The following is a 19,549-nucleotide window of genomic DNA, read 5'->3' as shown; positions in this document are numbered from 1 at the left end:
GGCGCGATGAAACGACAACTGTTATTGATAGTGCCCCTGCTTGCGCTGGCTGGCTGTGCGACCCATATCGGCTCACCCGTTGCCGATGAGAAGGCAACCCTGATGCCGCGATCCGTCTCTTACAAGGAGCTGATCAGTCTGCCCAAGCCAAAAGGGAAAATTGTCGCGGCCGTCTACGATTTTCGCGACCAGACCGGTCAGTACCTGCCTGCACCGGCGTCCAACTTCTCCACGGCGGTCACCCAGGGTGGGGTCGCCATGCTGAGTACGGCTTTGTGGGATTCCCAATGGTTTGTGCCGCTGGAGCGGGAAGGGCTGCAGAACCTGCTGACCGAACGCAAGATTGTGCGGGCGGCCCAGAACAAGCCCAATGTTCCCGGCAACAATGCCAATCAACTGCCCTCGCTGGTTGCCGCCAACATCCTGATCGAGGGGGGGATAGTCGCCTATGACAGCAATGTGCGAACCGGCGGGGCGGGGGCCAAGTATTTTGGCATCGGCGCCAGCGGGGAGTACCGCGTCGATCAGGTGACGGTCAATCTGCGAGCCGTCGATATCCGTTCAGGCCGGATCCTGAACAGTGTCACCACCTCCAAGACAGTACTGTCACAACAGGTGCAGGCCGGGGTATTCCGTTTCGTCGAGTACAAGCGCCTGCTGGAGGCCGAGGCCGGTTTCAGCACCAATGAACCGGTACAGATGTGTGTCATGTCGGCTATCGAGTCCGGGGTGATCCGGCTGATAGCCAATGGCGTGCGGGACAATCTGTGGCAACTGGCTGACCAGCGGGATATCGACAATCCGATCCTGCAGGAGTACCTGCAAGACAATGCCCCGCTACTTTGAGTTTTCCCGCTCGTGCAATGCCCTCCCTGGTGGAGGGCATTTTTTTTGGCCTCCATCGAATACGAATTAAGACTTTCTGCTCAGCGACAGGGCGGCGCTTTTCATCCTCGAATCAGCGGAGTGCCTGATAGGCCGCCTTTGGTCTGACAGGGATACTGTGGGCGTTTTCCAACAAGGCGATGGCGCGATGAAACACCTGTTGAGTGCTCTCTTTTTTCTGCTGATATCGGGCGCCCCGCAACTCGCCGCAGAGCCTGCCATCTTCGACGAGCTGGCGATGGCAAGCGAGCTGGATTCCGGTCTGCAGAACGATGGGAATCAGGCGCTGTTGTGGCAACTCGGTAGCGAGCAGCAACTGCACCTCACCCAGCAAGGGGAGCTGAATCAGGCGCGTCTGCTGCAACAGGGTTGGGCCAATGAGTTGGCGCTCTCCCAGGTTGGAGATGAGAACTGGGTCAATGGCGCGCAACTGGGCGAGGGCAATAGCGCCGAGCTCTATCAGGCGGGCATCAATAACCGGATTTGGCTGCTGCAACAAGGCAGCGGCAATGAAGCCTGGATCAGTCAGCAAGGGGCAAACAATCAGGCCCGGGCGATCCAGCTGGGTGATGGCAATCAGGCCAGCATCGAGCAAAACGGTAACGGATTGGCGGCAACCGTTATTCAGACGGGAGCCAATCAGCAAGTAAATGTCGTTCAAACCAACTGAGCCTAGGCTCAACCATTAGCACGAGAGGGAAATCATGTTTAAACGTACCATCATTGCCTCGGCAGTTCTTCTGGCGACCAGCACCGCTTGGGCGGCATCTACTGGCAATCAGGCTGAGGTGACTCAGGCTCAATTCTCCAGCGGCAACCTGGCGTACATCCAGCAGGTCGAGGAGAGCACGGCTAACAAGGCGGCGATCTATCAACAGGGTAACGACAACCTCGCCTCGACCGAGCAGCGCAATACCGGTGCTTCCACTGCTGATATCAAGCAAGCCGGTGGTCAGAACGAAGGGGAGGTATTGCAGCAGGGGGTGACCAATAAATCGACCGCGACCATTGATACCAACGGGCAACTGAACAAGGCCTCGATTACCCAGCAGTACTACAACGGTGAGGCCACGGCCCGGGTGAGCCAGCTCGGTGACAGTAACAATGCTCTCATTAAACAGGATGATGGTAACGGCGCCATTTCAGTGATTGAGCAGCAAGCGGATGGTAACAGCGCGCAGATCAATAACTACTGGTCTGATTATGCCAGCGCGACCATTACCCAGTCAGGAGAAGGTGGGCATATTGCGGATGTCGATCAACGCGAATCCGATGGTGCCGTTGCCAGCGTGGCTCAAGAGGGTGGCAATAACACGGCCTTAGTCGCACAACGTACAAGCAACTTCGGTTACGGCGCAAACGAGGGCACCTCTGCGGTCGTCAAGCAAAGTGGCAATGACAACACTGCCGAGGTTACTCATTTGGGGCTGGCCAACGTGGCGGCGGTGGAGCAAAGCGGGACCGCTGGCAGCGTGACAGCCCAGCAGTCTGGTGCAACCGCCGGACAAGGGAATAACCTGCTGGCCAAGCAGGCTGGTTCCGGTGAAACCGCCCTTCTGACCCAGACCGGGAGTCGTAACCAGATCGACTCTGAGCAGAGAGGTTCTGAGGATCTGTTGACCATCACCCAGAATGGTAACGACAACATCGCCAATGCCAGACAGAGCGGAACTGGTGAAACGGCGGTCGTGACTCAGCTGGGTAATGGCAACCAGGCCGATACCAACCAGCAGGGGTCTGGCAACACTGCACAGGTCACTCAGAATGGCAGCAATAACCAGGCAGTGGTTGATCAGCTGGCCACCAGCGTGGGTGGGTCTGTCACTATCGATCAGTTGGGTAGCGACAACTATGCCAATGCAGTGCAAGAGGAGGGTAGTCGCAACAAGGTCGATATTGACCAGAACGGCACTGGCAACCAAGTTGCCGCCGCGCGTGGCGTTGAGGGCAAAGGAGCCTGGACCTGGGGCTCGGACAACGAGCTGGTCGTGGCTCAGAAAGGCACTGACAACTGGGCTTATGCCGATGCGTCTCACTCTGACTCTGTGGTGACAGTGACTCAGGATGGGAAACTGAACAGCGCCAAGGTCGAATCCTATCTGGGGAGCGACAACACGCTCACCGTGAGCCAGTTCGGTGAAAAACACGTGGCCAACGTTTACGTCAATGGCGGCATGGGCGGTGGCAATAATGAAGTCGACGTAGCACAAACCGACAGCCTCAACACTGCCAATGTGACTGTCTATGGCAGCGATAACATGGCCTATGTCTATCAGGGTTCTGGTAGCAACTGATGGTCATCTCCGGATTCAGGGGCCTGCGGGCCCCTCTTTTATTGGTGCTGCTCTGTGGGTTGATGCTGGTTTATCGCGTTCCTTCACCAGCAACTGCAAGGGAAACCGAGATAGAACCCGATCCGTCGATCCGCTTGTCCCTCAATATGGTGCAGAGCGAACAGGGGCTGTCACTTGCACCGACGCTGCTCAGCAAGCGCAACTTGAAGGTGAGCTTCAGGTTGCTGGTGTATGGCGAAGGGGCCGCCGGGAGCACGACTCAGCGCCAGAGCCGTAATCTGTCGCTGCAGGCTGGAGTGGTCATGGCGGCTGGCAAAATAGGGCTGGGTTTGCGTTGCCCCTATCGGGTCGAGGTCACCGCCCGGATATGGCAAAACGAGCGGCTGCTGGTGGAGAAAAAAGAGCAGATGGCGTGCGCAGGATGATGCGCATTTCCTCTCATGACTGTCTATTCATCCAGTAGTCTCTATGCCATACTGACTCGCTCAGGTTTCTGTATCGAGCGTGCAACAAGATGGAAAAGATCGTGGTCCGGGGTGCTCGCACCCACAACCTCAAGAACATCAATCTGACCCTGCCCCGCGACAAGCTGATCGTGGTCACCGGTCTCTCAGGTTCGGGCAAATCCTCTCTGGCGTTCGATACCCTCTATGCCGAGGGGCAGCGCCGCTATGTGGAGTCCCTCTCCGCCTATGCCCGCCAGTTCCTCTCCCTGATGGAGAAGCCGGACGTCGACCATATCGAGGGGCTCTCGCCCGCTATTTCCATCGAGCAGAAGTCCACCTCCCACAACCCGCGCTCGACCGTCGGTACCATCACCGAGATCTACGACTACCTGCGTCTGCTGTTCGCCCGGGTCGGTGAGCCGCGCTGCCCGACTCACGCCATTCCGCTCGCCGCCCAGACCATCAGCCAGATGGTGGATCAGGTGCTGGCTCAGCCGGAGGGGAGCAAGCTGATGCTGCTGGCCCCGGTGGTGCGCGATCGCAAGGGGGAACACACCAAGCTTCTGGAGAATCTGGCGGCCCAGGGCTATATCCGTGCCCGTATCGACGGCGAGGTGTGCGATCTCTCCGATCCTCCGACTCTGGAGCTGCATAAGAAGCACACTATCGAGGTGGTAGTGGATCGCTTCAAGGTGCGCGAGGATCTGGCGCTGCGTTTGGCCGAGTCGTTTGAGACGGCGCTGACCCTCTCCGGCGGCATCGTGCTGGTAGTGCCAATGGACGGGGAGGAGGGGGTTGCCCCCATGACCTTCTCCGCCAACTTCGCCTGCCCGGAGTGTGGCTACTCCATGTCGGAGCTGGAGCCGCGCATCTTCTCCTTCAACAATCCGGCCGGTGCCTGCCCGACCTGCGACGGCCTCGGGGTGCAGCAATATTTCGATCCGGCCAAGGTGATCGGCGATCCGGCCATCAGTCTGGCCAACGGCGCCATCCGAGGTTGGGACAAGCGCAGCTTCTACTACTTCCAGATGCTGAAATCCCTCTCCGAACACTACAAGTTCGATCTGGAGACGCCGTGGGGGGATCTGCCGGTCAAGACCCAGGAGGTGATCCTGCGCGGCTCGGGTCGTACCGAGATCGAGTTCCGTTACATGAACGATCGCGGCGATGTGGTGGTGCGCAAGCACCCGTTCGAGGGGATCCTGCACAACATGGAGCGGCGCTACCGCGAAACCGAGTCCAACTCGGTGCGTGAAGAGCTCTCCAAGTACATAGCCAACAAATCCTGTACCAGCTGCGGTGGCAGCCGACTGCGGGAAGAGGCGCGTCACGTCTTCGTCGACAACCGCAACCTGCCGGCCATTGCCGAGCAGTCCATCGGCGATGCGCTCGCCTTCTTCGAGGGGCTTAACCTCACTGGCCAGCGCGCCCAGATTGCCGAGAAGATCTTGAAAGAGATCGTCGAGCGGCTCGGCTTCCTGGTGAACGTCGGTCTCAACTACCTGAGCCTGTCCCGCAGTGCCGAGACCCTCTCCGGCGGCGAAGCGCAGCGGATCCGGCTGGCCAGCCAGATTGGTGCCGGTCTGGTGGGGGTTATGTACGTACTGGACGAGCCCTCCATCGGTCTGCATCAGCGCGACAACGAGCGGTTGCTCAAGACCCTCACCCATCTGCGCGATCTCGGCAACACGGTGATCGTGGTGGAGCACGACGAGGATGCCATTCGACTCGCCGACCACGTGCTCGATATCGGCCCGGGGGCGGGTGTACACGGTGGCGAGATTGTTGCGCAGGGCACCCCCCAGCAGATTATCGACAATCCGGAATCGCTGACCGGTGACTACCTCTCCGGTCGCAAGCAGATCGCCATTCCGGCCGAGCGCACCCCGCTCACCGGCAAGTGGCTGAAACTCAAGGGGGCAAGCGGCAACAACCTGCGCAACGTCAACCTGGATCTGCCCATCGGGGTGATGACCTGCGTCACCGGCGTCTCCGGCTCCGGCAAGTCGACCCTGATCAACGACACCCTGTTCCGCATCGCTCATCGCGAGCTTAACAAGGCGACCGAGTCCACCCCGGCACCCTATCGCAGCGTCGAGGGGCTGGAGCATCTGGACAAGGTAGTGGATATCGACCAGAGCCCCATCGGTCGTACCCCGCGCTCCAACCCGGCCACCTACACCGGCCTGTTTACCCCGATCCGCGAGCTGCTCTCCGGCACCCAGGAGGCGCGTTCCCGCGGCTACCAGCCGGGCCGTTTCTCTTTCAACGTGAAAGGGGGGCGCTGCGAGGCGTGCCAGGGTGATGGGGTCATCAAGGTAGAGATGCACTTCCTGCCGGATGTCTACGTGCCGTGCGATGTCTGCAAGGGCAAGCGCTACAACCGCGAGACCCTGGAGGTGAAGTACAAGGGCAAGAACATCCACGAGATCCTCGAGATGACGGTGGAAGATGCCCGCGAGTTCTTCGATCCGGTGCCGGCAGTTGCGCGCAAGCTGCAGACCCTGATGGATGTGGGCCTCTCCTATATCCGTCTCGGCCAGTCTGCTACTACCTTGTCGGGCGGGGAGGCGCAGCGGGTCAAGCTGGCGCGGGAGCTCTCCAAGCGGGATACCGGTCAGACCCTCTATATTCTGGACGAGCCGACCACCGGGTTGCACTTCCACGATATCCAGCAATTGCTCAAGGTGCTGCACCAGCTGCGGGATCGCGGTAACACCATCGTCATCATCGAGCACAACCTTGATGTGGTAAAAACTGCCGACTGGATCGTCGATCTGGGACCGGAGGGAGGCGCCGGTGGTGGCCGCATTCTGGTGACAGGGACGCCGGAAGAGATTTGCACCAATAAAGAGTCTCATACAGCTCGTTTTTTACGACCGCTATTGGCGCGATAAGCCGTTATAATCGAGGGGCCTTTGGCCCCTTTTTGTTATAAAAATCGGGAGCATAGGGGGAAGCTCGTCAAGTGGGGCAGGCTTGGCATCTTAGCGTCATGGTAATGGATATATCGGGTTATGGCTCAGGCTCCGCGCACGATTGATCATCAGTTGGCTTACTCCATGTTCCCCATCTGGCTGGGGGCGATCCTGCTATTGCTGGTCCTGCTGGCGTGGGCCCAGATCCCGGCTGCCAGCCGGATTGAAGAGCAACGAATGAAGGAGCATCTGCTGCGCGTGACCAAGGCGGTGCAGGCGGATGTGGCTGCTCTGGATGCATTCAGTCGGGATTGGGGCATCTGGGATGACAGTCACCGTTTTATAGACAACAAAAGCAGGGCGTACATCGAATCCAACTTGTTCAGTGATATGCCGATGCGGGATTTTAGTCTCAACATGATGAGTTTTATGGATCTCACCGGCTACGAAATCTGGACGCGCACCCTGCTACCCGATGCGCCGGGGATCAATCCGGATCAGTTTCCCTACTTCCTTGATGAACTGAAAAAGCAGTTAAGAGCACGCTCGGTGGCGCAAGGGGGCATCAATCTGCACGGGATCCGTGCTTCCCAGTGGGGGCCGCTGATGTACTCGTGGCAGCCGATCAGAAACAGTGACGAGTCGGCACCGTTCAACGGTTTCTTGCTGGTTGTACGTTGGCTCGACAAGGCCTATCTCGAGCAGGTATCGGAGCGTACCGCGCTGCCTCTGGCGATTTCCCACGCCAATCTGGATGTCACCGCTACCTTCAAACCACTGAAACCGCAAATAACGTATCGCCTGATTGACCTTGGGCTCACCCGGCTCAGGGGAGAGGTGCGACTGCTCAACAGCGATAACCAGCCGGTGCTGACTCTGGTGATTGAGGAGGAGAGAAAGATCTTGAGTGGCGTCATGGAGGGGGCGCTCTGGACCTTTATCGGCATGCTGTTTATCAGTTTTATCTGCGTCATGATCGCCATGTACCGGCTCAACAGCATTGTGCTCACCCCGTTGCAACAGCTGGTGTCGGCGCTGCAACGCTTTGGCGATCGGCCAGATGCCACCTTGATCCCCTATATCGACAGCAGCGCCGAGATGGCGACCCTGAGCGGCAAGTTCAAGGAGATGGCCAGCAAGGTCAGTCAGCAACACGATGATTTGTTGGAAAAATCCAGCCTGATGGAGATGGCTGCATTCACCGACCCCTTGACCCGTTGTTTCAATCGTCGCTATCTCGATGGTTGGTTGCAGGCCAACCGGGCCAAACCTTGTCTGTTATTGCTGCTGGATCTGGATCATTTCAAGCGGATCAATGACCGCCTTGGCCATGACGTCGGGGATCTGGTGCTGAAACAGCTGGCGGATCTGCTGCGCAAGGTGGTGACAGGAGAGCGCGAGCCGATCATCCGGTTGGGCGGGGAGGAGTTCTTGTTGCTGCTACAAGTGGATGACGAGCAAGAGTTGGCGCTGCGGGTCGAATATCTGCGCCAGCGTGTCGCTCAGCACCGCTTTGGCAGAGAGGATGCGCCACTCTGGTTGACGGTGTCGCTGGGGTTCTGCCGCTATCCGTTGCACCCGGAGTGTCCGGATTCATTCTGGAGTCACAGCTTCAAACTGGCGGACATGGCACTGTATCAGGCCAAAGTCGGTGGGCGAAATCGGTGGTTTGGCTACGCTGGTACCCTCTCTGCGGAGGGAATGGGCCAGACTCCGGAACAGCTTGCCGAAGGGAGGAATATCACCCTGCTGCACTCTGTCAACCCGGATTAACCCTGCCGTACCAATACCAGATAGGCCAGGGCGACAATAAAACCGAGCAGGATAAAGAGAAAGGATCCGATTCCCCACACGGCCGCGAGAAAGGCCCCCACCTTTTGCCATTTCGACTCATTTTTCATAAATAAACCATTACTTCCCAGTAACTTGTATGGCGCAAAAAATACGCTGATTTACCCATATAAACAACAATTAATAGCCGCACTGCCGTGCAATAAGATGTGGTTTGCTTGCACCTTTTGGCGCTGGATGCGGGTAGTTACAACCTGTCGAAACAGGTATTTCGGCTTGTTGTCTGGGGACTCAACGAGATTGGGATGGCGCGCAAAGATGTCACACCAATCGATTTATTTCTGTGCAACCTTTGCTCCAAGTCAATAACTTTGCATTTACAAGGGCATATAGTCAGCGGGCTTACAGCATCAAATGAAAACAAAAAAAGGGATTACGTGATGAAAAAATTACTTCCTCTGATGATTGCCGCTGCAGTGACCTCTCCATTCGCCATGGCCCATCAGGCTGGTGATATTCTGGTTCGTGGTGGTTTGGCATTCGTATCGCCGCAGGAAAGCAGCACGCCTGTAGAGCTGGAAATTAATGACAACATGCAATTGGGATTGACTCTCTCTTACATGATTACTGATAACTGGGGTGTCGAATTGCTGGCCGCAACCCCTTTCTCTCATTCAGTCAAACTGGGTGGCTCTGAAGTTGCAAAGATCAAGCATCTGCCGCCGACTCTGATGGGTCAGTACTATTTTGGCGATGCCCAGAGCAAGGTTCGCCCGTATGTTGGTATTGGCGTGAACTACACCACCTTCTTTGATGAAGAGGGCCGTGGTGCATTGGCCGGGACCGATGTCAAAGTCGATGACTCCTGGGGTGTTGCCGGACAAGTTGGTATCGATATGGCGATCACTGACCGCTGGTTTGTCAACGGTTCAGCCTGGATCATGGATATCGATACCGATGTGCATACAGCGATTGGCACCATTAATACCAAGGTCGACCCGATGGCCTTTATGGTGGGTGTTGGCTACCGCTTCTAATGATTCTGACTGCGGTTCTGAACGGATCGCGGAAGATAGCAAAGTACGTCTCTTTCAGCCCGGCTTGTGCCGGGCTTTTTTCGTATGGCTGATTTTGTCTGTACTGTGATCCAACCCGATACAAATCAATTAAATACCTGCCGCTTTATTTCAGTTATTCGCCACCCCTGCCGATAGTGACTATGTTCACTTTACCTTCCCCCAATGAGTGAGGATGTCTCCATGGGTTTATCTATCGTGCAGCGGATCATCGCCGGATTCGTGTTGATGCTGCTGTTGCTGATCCTGCTTGGTGTGATCAGTACCTTTAAAATCAAGGGTATAAATGACGGCCTCTCTGCCGTATCTGACCGGGCAACCCCGCTGGTAGTTGCTGTCGCAGGTCTCAAGGGGGCACTGCAGGATAGTAACCGCTGGGTGCTGGTCTACCGCACCAGTGAAGATGCCGCCCAGTTGCCGCAGCTGGCCAATCAGTTCAAGGAGCAGCAGAACCGCTTCGCCCAGCTGAGTCAGGAGATGGGTAAATTTACCGACGTAGCGGATGCTCGTGCCCGCTTCCAGCAGGTCGAGAGTGCTACCACCCAATTTTATGGCTTGGCGGATCAGGTGTTGGCACAGCATCGACAGTGGGTCAGTGCGCTGGATCAGCGCCACAAGCTGGAGATGGAATTTATCCGCCTTGAGGATACCTACCAGTGGGCGGCGGATTTGCTGCTGCAACAGACCGCCAGCAAACGCTCCATGCGCAACAAGGCGGAGCTTATTACCTCGGGTATCGCCCGCGACCTGAAGAATATCCGTCGTGCCGATGCCAAAACCGACCTGAACGAGCTGGAAAAGGTACTCAGCAAGGATATCGAGATGGCCCGCAAGCGGTTGGAGCGGGTGCTGGTGCCCGATGATGTGAAAGCGCGCTTTGTCTCCAATCTGGATCGGATGCAGGAGCTGGCGCTCGGCGCTCAGGGCTTGCTGGCGACCATGCGACAGGCTCAGCAACTGGCGCTGTCGCTGGCCACGCAAAATCAGCAGCTGGATGCCAGTCTGGTCAACAGCCTCAATTTGCTCGATGAGATGGGCAAGTCTGCCGGAGCCATCGCCAGCGATAGCCGGATCAATGCCGATGCAGCGGTCAGTAGCGCCAGCTTCTGGATCCTGGTGGTTGCCGCGATGTCTGCCGCTGCCGCACTGGTGATCGGCTATACCACGGCGCGCAGCATTCAGCGCCCGTTGCAGATGATCAACAAGGAGCTCGATTACATGGCGGCCGGTGACATGACCCGCCGCATCAACTACCGCAGCAGTTGCGAATTTGGCAGTCTCTCTCGCTCTATCGATACGCTGGCGGGCAAGACCGGCGAGCTGCTCTCTCAAATCAATGCGGGCTCCCGTCATCTGGTGGATGAGGCGAGCCGCGCCGCCGAGATCAGCGAACGGGCCATGTCCCGGGTACAGGAGCAGAAGAGCCAGACCGATCAGGTGGCCGCCGCCATTACCGAGCTGGAAGTGAGCGCCACCGAGGTGGCCCGCTCTACCGATGGCACCAAGCGGGAAGTGGATCTGGCCGATGAAGAGGCGCGCAATGGTCGCCAGAAAGTGGCCACCACTCGCCGGATCACCGAGCAGCTGGCTGGCGCCATGGAAGAGGCGGTCGGCATCACCTACAAGCTGGGCGAATTCAGCAACAACATCGGCAGCATTCTCGATGTGATCCGCAGTATTGCCGAGCAAACCAACCTGCTGGCCTTGAACGCCGCCATCGAAGCGGCCCGTGCTGGCGATGCAGGTCGAGGTTTTGCGGTGGTGGCCGATGAGGTGCGGGCACTGGCCAATCGCACCCAGACTTCGACCGAAGAGATCCAAGGGATGATTGAGAACCTTCAAAGCTCCAGCAAGCATGTGGTTGAAGTGATGGGGCGTAGCCAGGAGCAGACCCAGAGCTGTGTCGAGCAGACTCGCGAGATGGATGTGGCGCTGCAATCCATTGCCGATCGGATGGGTGCCATCAAGTCGATGGCGGATCAGGTGGCCCATGCCGCTCAGGAGCAGATCTCCGTCAGTCAGGGGGTCGCTCGTCATATCGCCGGTATTGCCGATGTGGCATACGAGACCGAGCGGGAGGCGCGGGAATCCGCCAGCAGCAGCGAAGTGCTGGCCGACCTGGTCGCCAAACAGCAGCAATTGATCGCACATTTCAAGGTCTAGGAGGGCTTATGTCTAAAAAGTGGATTGGAGCCCTGAGTCTCCTGTTGTGTGGCCAGCTGATGGCCAGCGAGCTGGTGATTGAAAGCTGGCGAACCGATGACAAGGCGTTGTGGGAGCAGAAGATTATCCCTGCGTTTGAAGCGGCGCATCCCGGTATCAAGGTGAGTTTTCATCCGGTGCAGAACGTCAACTACATGCCCACCCTGTGGGAGAGCCTGAAAGGGGACAAAGCGGGGGATCTCATTACTTGTCGTCCGTTTGATGACTCGCTCGCCCTGTTCAAGGCGGGCCATCTGGCCGAGCTGACCGAGATGGCGGGGATGGAGAACTTCCCGAGTTTTGCCCAGTCACCCTGGCAGACGGATTCCGGTGCCCAGACCTTCTGTGTACCCATGGCCTCGGTGATCCATGGCTTCTTCTATAACAAGAAGATTTTCAGTGAGTTGGGGCTCACCTTGCCGCAAACCCGCGATCAGTTCTTCGCCGTGCTGGACAAGATCAAGGCCGACGGTCGCTATGTGCCGCTGGCCATGAGTGGTTCCGAGAGCTGGGTTGCCTCCGAACTGGGGTTCCAGAACATTGGTCCCAATTACTGGAAAGGGGAAGATGGTCGTCTGGCTCTGATTGGCGGGCAGGAGCGGTTGGACAACCCCCAATATGTGAAGGTGTTCGATGAGCTGGCCCGCTGGCGTTCCTACCTCGGTGAAGGTGGCGAGAGCCGCGATTATGCGACCAGTAACGAGCTGTTCACCTCGGGCAAGGCCGCCTTCTACGTGGCGGGCTCCTGGGAGATTGCCCCCTTCACCGGCAAGGTCGATTTTGGCGTCATGCGTCCGCCGGTGGCCAAACAGGGTGATGGCTGTTTCTTTACCGACCACACCGATATCGGTATGGGGATGAATCCGGCCAGCAAGAATAAAGAGGGAGCAATGGCTTTCCTGCAGTGGCTGACGACGCCGCAATTTGCCGAGCTCTATACCAACTCGCTGCCGGGATTCTTCTCCCTCTCCAACCACTTCTTCGATGTCACCAATCCGGCGGCCAAAGAGATGATGGAGTGGCGCGATCAGTGTGACTCGACCATTCGGGTGGCGACCCAGATCCTCTCCCGTGGTACGCCCAAGTTGGGGGATGAGCTGGCCGAGGTGAGTCAGGCTGTGCTGCTTGGCAAGATGGAGCCCAAGGCTGCCGCGGATCGACTGGAAGGTGGCTTGAAGGGGTGGTATGCCCCTCATCAGGGCAATAAGGCCAAGAGCGCGGATTGTCAGTGTGATGCGGTTGCCCCTGCTCCTGTTTCGGCGCCGACGACTGAGGTGTCCGCAGCTCCCGCGACCAGTGAAACATCGGCCGTGGTGTCACCGGCTGTGACTCCCGCAGAACCCGCAGCAGCGGCCGCTGCCCCATTACCGGCGCCGTCGGATGAGGTGGAGCAGGCGCTCTCCAACGAGCTGGAGGCGCCACAGCAGCCACAGCAATAGGTCATCGGCATCAATAAAAACGGGAGGTATCAGCCTCCCGTTTTTTTTATGGCTCGTGGCCAGCATGTATCGCTTTATTGTGCTTCGTGGGGCCAGCGGCAGAGGCTGCCGATGCGGGCAACCGGGGCAAACCCCAGAGAGCGGTAAATGCGCTGGGCATGGTAATGCTCGTCAGCCACTATGATTAGCTGCTTGGCGCGGGATAATCCTGCGCGAGCCACTTGACTCAGCAGCTGGCGGCATAACCCCTGGTTGCGCCACGCATGGTGCGTGCGTACCAACTGGAAGCGCCCAAGTGTGCCGCAGAAGAAGAGGCCACAGCTGGCGACCAGTTGTCCCTCTTTCCAGATCCCCCACCAGTCCCCGAGACCATCGGCAATCATGGCCTGATAGAGCGCCTGGCGGGATCGCAGATAGGGGAGATAGCTCTGTTCCGAGTGTCCCTCATCCCGCTCATGGAGTTCGAAGTCGAGCCACTCAGGCCAATCAGCAGTGGTGAAAGTACGCGCCTTAACCTTGTTCATGTCGTCGTGAGGGGGTGGGCAGCTCTGCTCATCCAGCGCCAGCACCACGCACTCCATATATTGGTATCCCGTTGCGACAAAACCGGCGATCCGGCTGTTTTGCCCGGCTGCTAGTGGCCATTGGAAGGTGCGGTGGCGCACTCGAGGATCCTGGCCGATCAGCTGATCAAATGTGGCTTCCAGCCAGCCTTTGTCATGGTCGCTGGGCGGGGTGGGGAGTAGCAGGTAGTTGCCGAAGTAGTAGTCGGGAGCATCCGGCGTGCGAACCGCCCAAAACTGCTCATGCTGGATGACCTCGCCCTGGTAGCGATCAAACAGCAAGTCGGTGGCAAAGCCGGGGTGGGTATCCATGATGGTGCTCCTGCAAAGACTCATTCTGTTATCGGCAGGAGTGGGAAATAGATGAAAAGGGGCCGGAGAAACCTCCGGCCAAACAATCACACGCAGATTCAGAACGTCCAGGACGATCTGCCCCCATCATAACTCGACTGGGGCAATTTTGGGATGGGCACTTTTCGGTTACGTACCGTTAATTTTGTAAATATGAAGTTCGTCAGATCGGATGTGAGGTAAATCCCTGTTGACTTTGTGTCGTTTTACTCATAAATATAAAGACGTTTAGACGTCCAAACATCCGTTTTGACGTAGGCAGATGGATTGCAGGACAGGGAGAAGAGCAGATGGGATTTCACAGTGCACGTCAGGTTGAGGCGCTCAACCAGAGCTTGGCAGATTTGAATGGCGATATATCGGTCAGTTTCGAGTTTTTTCCGCCCAACAGTGAAGGGATGGAGAATACTCTCTGGCAGTCCATCGAACGGCTGAAAGTGCTGGAACCCAAGTTCGTCTCCGTCACCTATGGCGCCAACTCTGGCACCCGTGATCGCACCCACAAGGTGATCAAGGACATCAAGGAACGGACCGGCCTGATTGCGGCGCCGCACCTGACCTGTATCGATGCCAGTCGCGACGAGCTGCGCACCATCGCCCGCGACTACTGGAATAGCGGTATTCGTCATATTGTGGCTCTGCGCGGTGATTTGCCGCAGGGGTTGAAGAAGCCGGATATGTATGCCACCGATCTGGTTGCCCTGCTCAAGTCGGAGGCTGACTTTGATATCTCGGTTGCCGCCTATCCGGAAGGGCACCCGGAGGCCAAGAGTGCGCAATCCGACCTGCTCAACCTCAAGCGCAAGATCGATGCCGGTGCCAACCGTGCTATCACCCAGTTCTTCTTCGATGTGGAAACGTATTTGCGCTTTCGGGATCGCTGCGCCGCCATCGGTATTGATGCTGAAATCGTGCCGGGGATCCTGCCGGTCTCCAACTATCAGACCCTGGCCAAGTTTGCCGGTTTTACCAACGTGAAGATCCCGCGTTGGATGCATCAGCGTTTCGAGGGGCTGGATAACGATCAGATGACCCGCAATCTGGTGGGGGCTAGCATCGCCATCGATCAGGTGCGCGTGCTGAGTCAGGAAGGGGTGAAGGATTTCCACTTCTATACCCTGAACCGCTCCGAGCTGACTTATGCCATCTGCCATACTCTGGGGGTTCGTCCCAAGGGTTGACCGGTGGTCACCGCGATAAAAGCAAAAAGCCAATGAGTTGCTCATTGGCTTTTTCGTTATGGCCGATTATCAAGGTCTGGTCGGGGCGATCTCTTTTGGCTCAAGATCGATAACCGCATTACCGGCAGCCCCCGGATACTGGTGATAGACCTGATCCTGCTCCAGTGTATAGAAGGTATCCAGATAGTCGTCGTTATTGGTCATCCAGGAGTCGGGCAGCGCCTTGACGATGCGACCGCCGAGATCGAGGAAGGGCAGGGCTTCCGGCACGCCACCCGCAGTAAAGCCGAGTTTGAGAGCTTCAATCAGCATGGCGCTCAGCTCCTTATAGTTGACGTTGTCATCCTGCTCCATCATCACCACATCGACGGCACCCCAGCGATAGCGATCCCAGTAAACCAGGATCTGGTTGGGGGTGTAGTCTGTGTTGTCATAGTCGAGGTAGGGCATGTCGACAATATCGACCACTGGCTCATCCCGACTGGGATTGACTCCTGCGACCACCGCATACACTTCGGCTGCGCCGAGCAGCCAGGGCTCCTGATCATCCTTCAGTCTGATCTTTTTCAGGATACTGGTCTTGAGCGGCGCCGTGCTGGCCGCCACTCGCGGGGCGCTTTGCAGATCCGCATCGGCCAGCGCTTTGCGCATCACCTTCAAGCCTGCGTTTTTGGCTTTGACGGGATCGGCTTCGACTACCAGAACCGGCCGGGCCGGAGCCTTGTCCACATCCAGATAGACGGGATTGCCAGCGCTGTCGAACGCTTCAATGGCGCTCCAGCTCTTCTCATCCCCACTTGGAACATAGGCGACCAGCGGTTCGACGCCCTGCTGCAGTGCGGCGGCCTGATCGGTGTTGGCCAGCCGCAACTGCATCAGTTGCTTGACCTCGCCATCCAGACCTTGCCGGCTGATGGCCGCCTGGTTGGCATCGCTCGCCTGCCGTTTAAGGCGCGGGCTGGCTTTTTGCAGCAGGTTGGGAAGCGGGCTCTGGTATTGCTGATTGCTCAGCAGGGGCAGCAGGTTTTTCTGCTGAAGTGCGAGCTGGCGAGCCAGCTCTCGATCCGTATCGGCAGCCTGGACGCTCGTAGCACCCAGTATGGCCAGTAGTAACAAGACAGCCTGATTTTTCATTTTTATTCTCCGTTGCATGGAACCTGACAGGGCAACACGTCCGGGAAGATTGGTGCCCTGGCACCACTAGAAGGAAATTAGTTTCACTTGTGAATCATTTTATCTGGATAGTGTGCAGAGGCTCACGATTTGAGGTTCAATTGATTCCTTTGTCGATATGATTGGAACTGATAGATAGCCAGACCAATCAGCAGACCCCAGCAGGCTGCCGCGATGCCGAGCAGGCTGATCCCGGACGCGGTAATGATAAAGGTGAGCAGCGCAGCTTCTCGCGCTTGATCCTCTTGCAAGGCAGAGTGCAGGCTGCCGCCGATGGTACCTAGCAGGGCCAAACCAGCGACGCAGGTGACAAGGGCTGCCGGAAAGGCGCTAAACAGGGCTGTGACGGTCGCACCGAAGCAGCCGGTCACGAGATAAAAGCAACCCGCCCAAACCGCAGCAGGCCAGCGGCGCTTGGTATCCGGGTCGACCTCTTTTCCCATGCAGATGGCGGCAGTGATGGCGGCCAGATTGAAGGCATAGCCGCCAAAAGGGGCGAGCAGCAGGCCGGTCAGGCCGGTCCAGCTGATTAGCGAGGAGGTGGAAGGCTGATAGCCATGGGCTCGCAAGATGGCAATCCCCGGCATGTTTTGCGATGTCATGGTGACAATGAACAGCGGTAGTGCGATACCAAACAGAGCATCAAGGGAGAAGGCTGGCCATGTCCAGACCGGGCTGGCGAGTTGCCAGTGAAGGGTGCCCAGTTGCAAATCCCCCCGCACGCTGCAGATCAGCATCCCCACTCCCAGTACCAGCACCATGGTATAGCGGGGCCAGAGATGACGACCCAGCAGGAAGGTCAGCAGCAGGGTGCCAAGCAGCAAGGGATCTTGCGGGGCGACCTTGAACAGATCCAATCCGAATCTGAGCAGCACGCCAGCGAGCATGGCGGCGGCCAGTGGAGCCGGGATATGTTTCATCAAACGGTCGAACCAGCCGCTGATGCCACACAGCGTGATCAGCAGGGAGGAGATCACAAAGGCGCCGATGGCTTCCGCCAGAGTGAAGCTGCCCAACGTGGTGATCAGCAGTGCCGCGCCCGGTGTGGACCAGGCGGTTAGTATGGGTATGCGGTAATAGAGAGAGAGGCCGATGCAGCTCACCCCCATGCCGATCCCCAGCGTCCAGAGCCAGGAGGCGACTTGAGCAGTATCAGCACCTGCTGCCGTGGCGGCCTGGATGATCAGGATGACGGAGCTGGTGTAGCCGACCATCACGGCGATAAAGCCTGCGACCAGATGGGGGAGTGCGAAGGGCATGACTCTTCCTCTTGGCGTTGTGACGCGCTGTGCGTTATTACGTACAATACAGCTTTGACTATAATGCTGTGCGCTATAGCGCACAAGGTGCATCGTGCAAGAGTAATAAAGAGGCAGTTATGCAAGAGATGAGTCAGCATCTGGCTGCTCGACTGAAGGAGCTGCGCAGCGAGCGAGGCTGGAGCCTGGATGCCGCCGCGCGCGAAACGGGTGTCAGCAAAGCGATGCTGGGGCAGATTGAGCGGGGAGAGTCCAGCCCGACGGTGGCGACGCTATGGAAGATAGCCACCGGTTTTCGAGTCTCATTTTCCAGTTTTATTGAGCCCACACCCGCCACGCAGGAAGAGGTGCTCTATCGCACCGCCGATGCCATTCGCCAGCAGCCTGCGGGAGAGGGCATGCAAGTGGCGCCGCTCTTCCCTTATGAAAACCGGTTTGGTTTCGAGTTGCTTGAACTGACCCTGTTGCCGGGTTACCAGCGTGAGTCCGAGTCCCATGAGCCGGGAGTGACCGAGCATGTCATCGTCATCAGCGGCATGATGGAGGTGCTGGTGGAAGGGGAGTGGCGCTCACTGGTGCAAGGGGAGGCGGTGCGTTTTGCTGCCGATCGTCCCCACGGTTATCGGAATCTGGGCATAGCCCCGGCGATCTTCCACAACCTGATCCACTATCCGCTGGCAACACCCTGAACATGTTCCGCAGTCATCAACCCGGTCGACCATCTGCTCTGGGGCGGATCAGTATCGGGGTATAGACCCAGACAAACAGACCATAGGCAGCGATCCAGGCAAGCGCGCTGAGGTTCCAGCCATGCAGTGTATAAGCAGGCCAGAACAGCGGAATCGCTACCCGCATTGTGGCGGCAGCGATAACCAGGGCGAATGCGCCAGTGATCCTGCGTCCTACCTGCAAGGCCCGACCGCTATGGCCGAGGGAGACTCGCGCAATCATGCCCAGGATCATGGTGCCCATACAGCCTGCGCTGAGCAGGTGACTGGCCATCGACAACGTGATGGGCAGACCCGCGCTATGTGCCGCAAGGGAGAGCAGGCCAAGAGGGATAAACAGATAGGCGAGATGGAGTGACCACAGCAGGGGATGCGCAAGGGTCGATGGCAGATGCCAACGTAGTTGCCGCCACAGATGCAAACTCGCCGCCACTATATAGAGAGGCACTATATATATGCTGGTGACCCATTGGGTGGGGAGCAGCAACCAGCAGAGCAAGATAAGCCACTGTGTCGCGAGCGCAGTCCGTTCTAGCCAGAGTCGAGGTGCAGCTTTCTCCTGACCGGTTGTTCGGGCGGTGAAGAACGGAATCACCCTTCCACCCATCACGGCGATCAGGGTGGTAAACAACAGCACAGTGGTGATCAATATGTGCTCAACGGTGGTCCAATCGGCCTGCCATAACCAGCTGGCACCATTGAGCAAGGTCAGTATCAGCAACAGGGGCACGAAGAAGAGGTTGCGCCATTGCCGGGTTATCAAGATAGGCTTGGCAAGGAACCAGGCGCAAAGCGGCAACCAGAGCAGGTCTGCCAACATCAGAAGCATATTCTCTTCACCCAGCCAGGGTAACAAGGTCCTTGGCAACATCCACACCCCCACCACCATTACCAATGGCCAGCTCCGAACACCGGGATGGGCCGTCCAGTTCTGCACCGCGGTGAGCAGAAAACCCGCGACGATGGCAGTCCCGAAACCAAACAGCATCTCATGACCATGCCACCAGATTGGGTTGGCAATCCCTGGCAAGGTTAGCCAACCGTTGAGCTGCCCCAGCCAGAGCAACATGGCGACGGCAGCAAACAGAGCCCCGAACAAGAAGAAGGGTCGGAACCCCAAGCGGAACAGCGGGACGATTTGCTCTTCCTTATGGCTATCGAGGATTTGATGCATGAGGGCATTCCAATTGAACATTTGAGATGGCAATTATAAATTGGCTTTTCAAATGTTCAATTTAAATCC

The 19,549-nt window shown here is 57.7% G+C and carries 16 protein-coding genes; 11 read left to right on the top strand and 5 right to left on the bottom strand.

What is annotated here, in order from left to right:
- The first annotated feature begins 6 nt into the window (after positions 1-6).
- From ACTG2T_RS06945 to ACTG2T_RS06920, 6 genes are all read left to right on the top strand, one after another.
- The gene (locus ACTG2T_RS06945) at positions 7-846 is read left to right on the top strand and encodes a CsgG/HfaB family protein (RefSeq protein WP_005355003.1); all 840 of its coding nucleotides are present in this window, start codon (positions 7-9) and stop codon (positions 844-846) included.
- Between the two features lie 187 nt (positions 847-1,033).
- Positions 1,034-1,555, top strand: coding sequence for a curlin (locus tag ACTG2T_RS06940; RefSeq protein WP_330125703.1), 522 nt, complete (start codon positions 1,034-1,036; stop codon positions 1,553-1,555).
- Positions 1,556-1,589: 34 nt separating this feature from the next.
- Positions 1,590-3,179 carry a curlin gene (locus ACTG2T_RS06935; RefSeq protein ID WP_330125704.1) on the top strand — a complete coding sequence of 530 codons (1,590 nt, stop codon included), beginning with the start codon at positions 1,590-1,592 and terminating at the stop codon, positions 3,177-3,179.
- Positions 3,179-3,604 carry a hypothetical protein gene (locus tag ACTG2T_RS06930; RefSeq protein ID WP_330125705.1) on the top strand — a complete coding sequence of 142 codons (426 nt, stop codon included), beginning with the start codon at positions 3,179-3,181 and terminating at the stop codon, positions 3,602-3,604. The genes ACTG2T_RS06935 and ACTG2T_RS06930 overlap by 1 nt, the downstream gene beginning before the upstream one ends.
- An 89-nt stretch (positions 3,605-3,693) precedes the next feature.
- Positions 3,694-6,522: an excinuclease ABC subunit UvrA gene (gene uvrA / locus ACTG2T_RS06925; RefSeq protein ID WP_139403472.1), complete on the top strand. Its 2,829-nt coding sequence runs from the start codon at positions 3,694-3,696 to the stop codon at positions 6,520-6,522.
- A gap of 120 nt (positions 6,523-6,642) precedes the next feature.
- Entirely contained in the window at positions 6,643-8,316 is a 1,674-nt protein-coding gene (locus ACTG2T_RS06920) for a diguanylate cyclase (protein WP_330125706.1), read from the top strand.
- Here ACTG2T_RS06920 and ACTG2T_RS06915 read toward each other — a convergent pair.
- Complete coding sequence (locus tag ACTG2T_RS06915; RefSeq protein ID WP_019445201.1) at positions 8,313-8,444, bottom strand: hypothetical protein; 132 nt, start codon at positions 8,442-8,444, stop codon at positions 8,313-8,315. The two genes, ACTG2T_RS06920 and ACTG2T_RS06915, sit on opposite strands and share 4 nt — an antisense overlap.
- Positions 8,445-8,774: 330 nt before the next feature.
- Between ACTG2T_RS06915 and ACTG2T_RS06910 the strand changes: the two genes are divergently transcribed.
- The 3 genes from ACTG2T_RS06910 to ACTG2T_RS06900 all read left to right on the top strand — a co-directional run bounded on the left by ACTG2T_RS06910 (position 8,775) and on the right by ACTG2T_RS06900 (position 13,051).
- Positions 8,775-9,371 (top strand): OmpW family outer membrane protein, encoded by a 597-nt coding sequence (locus ACTG2T_RS06910; RefSeq protein WP_127008721.1) that lies wholly within the window; start codon positions 8,775-8,777, stop codon positions 9,369-9,371.
- 222 nt (positions 9,372-9,593) lie between these two features.
- Entirely contained in the window at positions 9,594-11,573 is a 1,980-nt protein-coding gene (locus tag ACTG2T_RS06905) for a HAMP domain-containing methyl-accepting chemotaxis protein (RefSeq protein WP_213390503.1), read from the top strand.
- 8 nt (positions 11,574-11,581) lie between these two features.
- On the top strand, positions 11,582-13,051 hold the full coding sequence (locus ACTG2T_RS06900; RefSeq protein ID WP_330125707.1) for an ABC transporter substrate-binding protein: 1,470 nt from the start codon (positions 11,582-11,584) through the stop codon (positions 13,049-13,051).
- A gap of 74 nt (positions 13,052-13,125) precedes the next feature.
- Here ACTG2T_RS06900 and ACTG2T_RS06895 read toward each other — a convergent pair whose 3' ends face one another.
- Complete coding sequence (locus ACTG2T_RS06895) at positions 13,126-13,926, bottom strand: GNAT family N-acetyltransferase (RefSeq protein ID WP_330125708.1); 801 nt, start codon at positions 13,924-13,926, stop codon at positions 13,126-13,128.
- A 329-nt stretch (positions 13,927-14,255) separates the two neighbouring features.
- Between ACTG2T_RS06895 and metF the strand changes: the two genes are divergently transcribed.
- Positions 14,256-15,146 (top strand): methylenetetrahydrofolate reductase, encoded by an 891-nt coding sequence (gene metF / locus ACTG2T_RS06890; protein WP_330125709.1) that lies wholly within the window; start codon positions 14,256-14,258, stop codon positions 15,144-15,146.
- 69 nt (positions 15,147-15,215) lie between these two features.
- Here the strand turns inward: metF and ACTG2T_RS06885 are convergent, their stop codons facing one another.
- Together ACTG2T_RS06885 and ACTG2T_RS06880 are read right to left on the bottom strand one after the other, a co-directional pair.
- Entirely contained in the window at positions 15,216-16,280 is a 1,065-nt protein-coding gene (locus ACTG2T_RS06885) for a DUF3103 family protein (RefSeq protein WP_160882374.1), read from the bottom strand.
- A 122-nt stretch (positions 16,281-16,402) separates the two neighbouring features.
- Positions 16,403-17,578: a benzoate/H(+) symporter BenE family transporter gene (locus ACTG2T_RS06880; protein WP_231721472.1), complete on the bottom strand. Its 1,176-nt coding sequence runs from the start codon at positions 17,576-17,578 to the stop codon at positions 16,403-16,405.
- Between the two features lie 119 nt (positions 17,579-17,697).
- Here ACTG2T_RS06880 and ACTG2T_RS06875 point away from each other — a divergent pair, with 119 nt between their 5' ends.
- Positions 17,698-18,267 carry a helix-turn-helix domain-containing protein gene (locus tag ACTG2T_RS06875; protein WP_330125710.1) on the top strand — a complete coding sequence of 190 codons (570 nt, stop codon included), beginning with the start codon at positions 17,698-17,700 and terminating at the stop codon, positions 18,265-18,267.
- A gap of 16 nt (positions 18,268-18,283) precedes the next feature.
- Here ACTG2T_RS06875 and ACTG2T_RS06870 read toward each other — a convergent pair whose 3' ends face one another.
- Positions 18,284-19,480: an NnrS family protein gene (locus tag ACTG2T_RS06870; protein ID WP_330125711.1), complete on the bottom strand. Its 1,197-nt coding sequence runs from the start codon at positions 19,478-19,480 to the stop codon at positions 18,284-18,286.
- Positions 19,481-19,549 lie beyond the last annotated feature (69 nt).

It is taken from the genome of Aeromonas sp. 75A (assembly GCF_051919425.1).
Taxonomy (GTDB): domain Bacteria; phylum Pseudomonadota; class Gammaproteobacteria; order Enterobacterales; family Aeromonadaceae; genus Aeromonas; species Aeromonas veronii.
The sequence above is the reverse complement of the archived record's forward strand: the minus strand, read 5'-3'. Positions and strand labels throughout refer to the sequence as shown.

Bases quoted from the DNA above. Each gene is read 5' to 3' on its own strand.
- ACTG2T_RS06930 (WP_330125705.1), top strand. From the start codon at position 3,179: ATGGTCATCTCCGGATTCAGGGGCCTGCGGGCCCCTCTTTTATTGGTG.
- ACTG2T_RS06880 (WP_231721472.1), bottom strand. From the start codon at position 17,578: ATGCCCTTCGCACTCCCCCATCTGGTCGCAGGCTTTATCGCCGTGATG.
- ACTG2T_RS06895 (WP_330125708.1), bottom strand. From the start codon at position 13,926: ATGGATACCCACCCCGGCTTTGCCACCGACTTGCTGTTTGATCGCTAC.
- ACTG2T_RS06875 (WP_330125710.1), top strand. From the start codon at position 17,698: ATGCAAGAGATGAGTCAGCATCTGGCTGCTCGACTGAAGGAGCTGCGC.
- ACTG2T_RS06945 (WP_005355003.1), top strand. From the start codon at position 7: ATGAAACGACAACTGTTATTGATAGTGCCCCTGCTTGCGCTGGCTGGC.
- ACTG2T_RS06870 (WP_330125711.1), bottom strand. From the start codon at position 19,480: ATGCATCAAATCCTCGATAGCCATAAGGAAGAGCAAATCGTCCCGCTG.
- ACTG2T_RS06905 (WP_213390503.1), top strand. From the start codon at position 9,594: ATGGGTTTATCTATCGTGCAGCGGATCATCGCCGGATTCGTGTTGATG.
- ACTG2T_RS06940 (WP_330125703.1), top strand. From the start codon at position 1,034: ATGAAACACCTGTTGAGTGCTCTCTTTTTTCTGCTGATATCGGGCGCC.
- metF (WP_330125709.1), top strand. From the start codon at position 14,256: ATGGGATTTCACAGTGCACGTCAGGTTGAGGCGCTCAACCAGAGCTTG.
- ACTG2T_RS06910 (WP_127008721.1), top strand. From the start codon at position 8,775: ATGAAAAAATTACTTCCTCTGATGATTGCCGCTGCAGTGACCTCTCCA.
- ACTG2T_RS06900 (WP_330125707.1), top strand. From the start codon at position 11,582: ATGTCTAAAAAGTGGATTGGAGCCCTGAGTCTCCTGTTGTGTGGCCAG.
- uvrA (WP_139403472.1), top strand. From the start codon at position 3,694: ATGGAAAAGATCGTGGTCCGGGGTGCTCGCACCCACAACCTCAAGAAC.
- ACTG2T_RS06920 (WP_330125706.1), top strand. From the start codon at position 6,643: ATGGCTCAGGCTCCGCGCACGATTGATCATCAGTTGGCTTACTCCATG.
- ACTG2T_RS06915 (WP_019445201.1), bottom strand. From the start codon at position 8,444: ATGAAAAATGAGTCGAAATGGCAAAAGGTGGGGGCCTTTCTCGCGGCC.
- ACTG2T_RS06885 (WP_160882374.1), bottom strand. From the start codon at position 16,280: ATGAAAAATCAGGCTGTCTTGTTACTACTGGCCATACTGGGTGCTACG.
- ACTG2T_RS06935 (WP_330125704.1), top strand. From the start codon at position 1,590: ATGTTTAAACGTACCATCATTGCCTCGGCAGTTCTTCTGGCGACCAGC.